This is a genomic window from uncultured Microscilla sp., assembly GCF_947493425.1.
Taxonomy (GTDB): domain Bacteria; phylum Bacteroidota; class Bacteroidia; order Cytophagales; family Microscillaceae; genus Microscilla.
On sequence record NZ_CANLRP010000292.1, the window covers coordinates 1 to 5,404 of the forward strand.

The following is a 5,404-nucleotide window of genomic DNA, read 5'->3' on the forward strand; positions in this document are numbered from 1 at the left end:
TGAAAAACAACTTGTGTACAAACTTTAGGATAAGCAAGTGTGTTGGTCTGGCGGAAGCCTTAAGACCAACACGGGAAAGTTGTTTTTTGGGGTTGAATTGTTTTCGAAAACCAGACAGGTTGGGCGCTGGTTTTTGTTTTCAGCCTAGCTTTACGCTAATTCGTAATTGAAAACTCTTAATTACATATAAGATCAACTCCCCCACCGTAACTTAAGTTCGTTCAAAGCGTCCTGCATTTCATCAGTACTGTTTTTTTCTTCTACACTCAAAGGCTCAGCTGCCCGTTCTTTACAATCCAGGTTAGAGCAACGTTCGCAAGCTACCCCTACTTGTCGGGTCGGAATTGCCTGATCGTTCCAAAACTTCACTTTACGTTTAAACTCTTTGGTCATCAAAAAACCAATGGTAACACTGCTGTTGGTATTGGGGGTAGGGTTGATGGCACGCGCCAGCGAAATACACAGGTATTCGTTTTCTGAATCTATATATTGTGAGCGTTGAGCGCTACAAATCACTCCACTGCTGGTTTTAGACTTGTCTCCTATTTGGGCTTTTTCCAGGTCTTTGAGAATATTGATAGACACCCAACGACGGCAATAGTGTTCGTTGAGCATGTTGCCATGTGGATTGTACAAACCTGCCAGGTGCAACTCTTTGTTCAACTCATACTCGTTGTTGTCGCGGGTGTGGTGAAAACGCAAAAAAAACAATTGCTTAAGCCCAAAAAAACGAGGTACTAAATTGGTGAGGCGGTGCAAAAACATTTCGGGCGACGCATCGTATTCGTCCAACAAACCTAAAAACACGGATTCGTTCCAGGTACTTAAGGTAATGGCTCCTTTCAGCTTGGTCACAAAGTGTTTGGCAGGCATCAGCAAGGCGTTGGCAAAGTAAGAAGCTTTGAAATTGTTCAAGATTTGCTCAAAAGAATCGACCTTGATGGTAGAAGAAGTATAAAAACGGTTGCGGAGCTTTAGGTAATTGTAGCCCAACTCTTTGCCCAAAGTAAATAAAGTTTGACTAGTAGCAAGGTTTGGGTTGAGCAATAACCTACCTCCTCCCCTGCCTTTAGGAATAAGCACCGAGCGTTGACTTTTTAGTATCGGATACTCCAATATACTCTCACGGTCTATTTCATATTGATACTTTTCTTTAAGCAATTGCTCTAAAGTGGCTACACTTAAAGGTAGGTCGCCAAGTTGATGCTCTTTGGCAAACTTTTCAGCTGCTTGCTCCAGGTCTTCAAAATAGTTTTCATGCATTTCCTGGTAAGAGCGTAATACTGAGAAATAGAAACGCTCTACGCTCATGTCATAGTTTCGGGCTATTTCTATGAGAGTACTTATAAAAGCACTCACCTTGGCGGGCGTATTGGTAATCATGTCTATCAAGGTGCTCAACTCAATGCCAAAAATCTCTAAAGGCAAACTAGTGAGCATGTCAGATTGAATGAGTTCGGCAATGGGCGCCAGTTTTTTGCTTAGTTGCAAAGAAATCAACCAATCATAGTCTACTTCAAGGGTTTGTGCCAACGTAGCTATTTTGTTGGGCTTAGGATACTTTTTTCCTTTTTCTATTTCGTTCAAATAAGAAATAGATATGCCAGTTGCTTTGGATACTTCAGCCAACGAAAGCTTTTTTTCAGTTCTCAATTGCTTGACCTTTACCCCAAAAATGAGTCTGATATTTTCTTCTTTAATCTTCAAAGGCGTATTCTTTTATTCTTTTGTTTTTAACGATTGGCAAACAACAAATGGTTATTGATTTTTTATCCAACCTCCTGATCGTTTGGTATATTAGGCTGTCTGCTTGTTTTTAATAATCTCCTAAAGAATAGGATTGTACAAATATAGCGAAACCTTTTATTAATACAGAAAGTATAAAAATTAAATATTTTTCACATTTAGCGAAATTTCGCTTGTTTTTTGTTTTCGCTTTCCTTTTCTTTGTACAACAGAAAACGAAAACCTTTTAACACTCCCATGCAAGAAACACTTATCGAAGGATTTAAAATAAAAGACGAAAAGATTCAAAAAAAGTATGCCGATGTACTTACGCCGGAAGCCCAGGCTTTTTTGGTAAAGCTACACCGCACTTTTGAGAAACGCCGTCAAGAGCTATTACAAGAACGCGAGCAACGTCAGCAAAAAATCAATCAAGGCGAAATGCCTGATTTCCTTGCTGCCACTCAAAGTGTTCGTGAGGGTGACTGGAAAGCAGCCGAGGTGCCTGCCGAAATTCAAGATCGCCGTACTGAGATTACCGGACCAGTAGACCGCAAGATGATTATCAATGCGTTAAACTCTGGCGCCAAGGTATTCATGGCCGACTTTGAAGACTCTAATTCACCTACTCTTGACAACTGTTTGCAAGGACAGGTAAACTTAAGAGATGCTATCAATCGCAAGATTGACTTTGTAAACGAAAAAGGCAAAGCTTATAAGCTAAAAGAAAAACACGCAGTATTGATGGTTCGCCCTCGTGGTTGGCACTTAGTCGATAAAAACGTGTTGATAGATGGTCAGCCTGTGTCGGGTGGTTTGATGGATTTTGGACTGTATTTTTTCCACAACATTGCCACATTACAAGCCAAAGGTTCAGGCATTTATTTTTACCTGCCTAAACTAGAGTCTCACCTGGAGGCGCGCCTTTGGAACGATGCCTTTGTACTGGCTCAACAAGAACTAAAGGTTCCTCAGGGTACAATCAAAGCCACAGTATTGATTGAAACTATTCTGGCGGCTTTTGAAATGGATGAAATCATTTATGAGTTGCGCGAACACATGGCAGGACTCAATGCTGGACGCTGGGACTATATATTTAGTGCCATTAAGAAGTTTATCCAATACCCTGACCGAATTTTCCCTGACCGGATACAAGTAGGAATGACTACGCATTTTATGCGCTCTTATGCCAAATTATTGGTAAAAACCTGTCACAAACGTGGTGTACACGCAATGGGTGGCATGGCAGCTTTTATTCCTAGTCGTAAAGATGAAGAAGTAAATAAAAACGCTTTTGCCAAAGTAAAAGCTGATAAAGAACTAGAAGCTGAAACTGGTTTTGATGGTACTTGGGTGGCCCACCCTGATTTGGTTCCGGTAGCCTTGGAGGTATTTACCAAAGAATTGGGCGACCAGCCTAACCAAAAACACGAAACCAGAAGCCAAGAATATGACATTACTACTGAAGACTTGCTCAATTTTAACATCGAAGGTGGAAAAATCACTGAAGCAGGGTTAAGGCTCAACATCAACGTGGGTATTCTTTATATAGAATCTTGGCTCAATGGTGTAGGCGCAGCCGCTTTGTATAATCTTATGGAAGATGCTGCCACTGCGGAGATTTCTCGCGCTCAGGTGTGGCAATGGATCCACAACGACGGGGTAAAACTTGACGATGGAAGAGAAGTAAACGTGGAGTTATACAAAGAAGTGTTACCTTCTGAACTTGACAAAATAAAAGCTTATGTAGGTGAAGAACACTATCAAAAAGGTCAGTTTGAACTTGCCATCAAACTTTTTGATGAGCTGGTAACCAATGACCAGTTTGAAGATTTCTTAACACTGGAAGCTTATAAACATATTTCATAGTTAGGAGACTATAGTCGGTAGTCCATAGCCCCGACAGGGGCAAGCTTCAAGCGACAAGTCGCAAGCTACACCCTGTTCCACAAGTAACCACGCTTTTGTATCACACTGATTTTCAGTTATTTACAAAAAGCGTAGTTAGAAGCCTCTACAAGCAACTAATTTGAAGCTTGTCGCTAAAAGCTTGAGGCTGTGAATACTACTGACTATCGTCTACCGACTACCAATTTATAAAACAAAAAAAGGCAAATAGCTGCCACTATCTGCCTTGGGTTTATTTAAAAACGCAAATTATTATGACAAAGATTGATAAAATAAACGAAATAATCAAAGATTGGTCTACAAATCCACGCTGGAAAGGTATAGAACGCCCTTATACTGCCGAAGAGGTAATCAAACTACAGGGGTCTTACCGTATTGAGCATACCATTGCCAAATTGGGCGCCGAAACATTATGGCGTAAAATGCAAAGCCAGGATTATGTAGCTGGCTTAGGCTGTTTAACTGGAAATCAAGCTGTACAGGCAGTACAGGCTGGCTTACAGGCGATCTATTTGAGTGGCTGGCAAGTGGCAGCAGATGCTAACCTTGCTGGCGAGATGTATCCTGACCAAAGCTTGTACCCTGCCGACAGCGTTCCTAAAGTAGTACAAAGAATTAACAATGCTTTGCTTAGAGCTGACCAGATTCAGTCGGTAGGCGAAGGGGAAGATAAAACAGAGTGGTTGGTGCCTATTATGGCTGACGCTGAGGCTGGTTTTGGTGGTAACCTAAACGCTTTTGAATTAATGAAAGCAATGATCAAGGCAGGTGCTGCCGGGGTTCACTTCGAAGACCAATTGTCATCGGCTAAAAAATGTGGTCATTTGGGAGGAAAAGTATTGGTACCTACTACCGAAGCCATCAACAAACTGGTAGCGGCTCGTCTTGCCAGTGATGTAATGGGTGTACCTACAGTATTGGTAGCACGTACTGACGCAGACGCAGCTCAGTTGCTTACCAGTGATGTAGACCCAAGAGACCATAAGTTTTTGACTGGTGAAAGAAGCCACGAAGGTTTCTATTATGTAAAAAGCGGCATTGAACAAGCAATTGACCGTGGTTTGTCTTATGCGCCTTATGCCGACCTTATTTGGATGGAAACTTCGCACCCAAGCATTGAAGAAGCCAAGCAATTTGCTGAAGCTATTCACGCCAAATACCCTGAGAAGATGCTGGCTTACAACTGTTCTCCTTCTTTTAACTGGGCTTCTAAGTTAAGCGACCAAGAGATGCTGGAGTACCGTGAAAACCTGGCTAAATTAGGCTACAAGTTCCAATTTATTACACTGGCTGGTTTCCACGCGCTTAACACTAGTATGTTTGAATTGGCAAGGGCTTATAAAGATCAAGGAATGTTGGGGTACTCTGCCTTACAACAAAGAGAATTTGCCTTACAGGCAGACGGTTTCAGTGCGGTAAAACACCAGGCATTTGTTGGAACCGGATATTTTGATGCGGTGCAAAACACCGTAACTTCAGGACAGGCATCTACTGTTGCCCTCAAGGGTTCTACCGAAGAGGAGCAATTCTAGAAGTGAGCGACCTGTTCACTTCATAGTAGATGTGATTGTGTGTTTTTGTTGACTAAAAACCGTTTGGATGCTTTCCAAACGGTTTTTTTGGTTTGGCATAATGCAAGGGTCTGATTTATTAAAAAAAGATCAAAAGCAGAAAAGTCAACCTCGCAGTTTCAGATCCATAAAAAAACACAAAACGAAAGCGTAAGGGCTACCCCTTGTGGTCGCCCCTACAAAGGTCATATTAAAAAATA

3 protein-coding genes are annotated in these 5,404 nt (G+C 41.7%); 2 read left to right on the plus strand and 1 reads right to left on the minus strand.

The features are described 5' to 3' along the window. Window positions 1–192: 192 nt before the first annotated feature. Complete coding sequence (locus tag Q0954_RS32570) at window positions 193–1,707, minus strand: helix-turn-helix domain-containing protein (RefSeq protein ID WP_299465762.1); 1,515 nt, start codon at window positions 1,705–1,707, stop codon at window positions 193–195. 276 nt (window positions 1,708–1,983) lie between these two features. Between Q0954_RS32570 and aceB the strand changes: the two genes are divergently transcribed. Next, window positions 1,984–3,594, plus strand: coding sequence for a malate synthase A (aceB, locus tag Q0954_RS32575; protein WP_299465765.1), 1,611 nt, complete (start codon window positions 1,984–1,986; stop codon window positions 3,592–3,594). A gap of 293 nt (window positions 3,595–3,887) precedes the next feature. Next, entirely contained in the window at window positions 3,888–5,165 is a 1,278-nt protein-coding gene (gene aceA / locus Q0954_RS32580; protein WP_299465768.1) for an isocitrate lyase, read from the plus strand. Window positions 5,166–5,404 lie beyond the last annotated feature (239 nt).

Bases quoted from the DNA above. Each gene is read 5' to 3' on its own strand.
- aceA (WP_299465768.1), top strand. From the start codon at position 3,888: ATGACAAAGATTGATAAAATAAACGAAATAATCAAAGATTGGTCTACA.
- aceB (WP_299465765.1), top strand. From the start codon at position 1,984: ATGCAAGAAACACTTATCGAAGGATTTAAAATAAAAGACGAAAAGATT.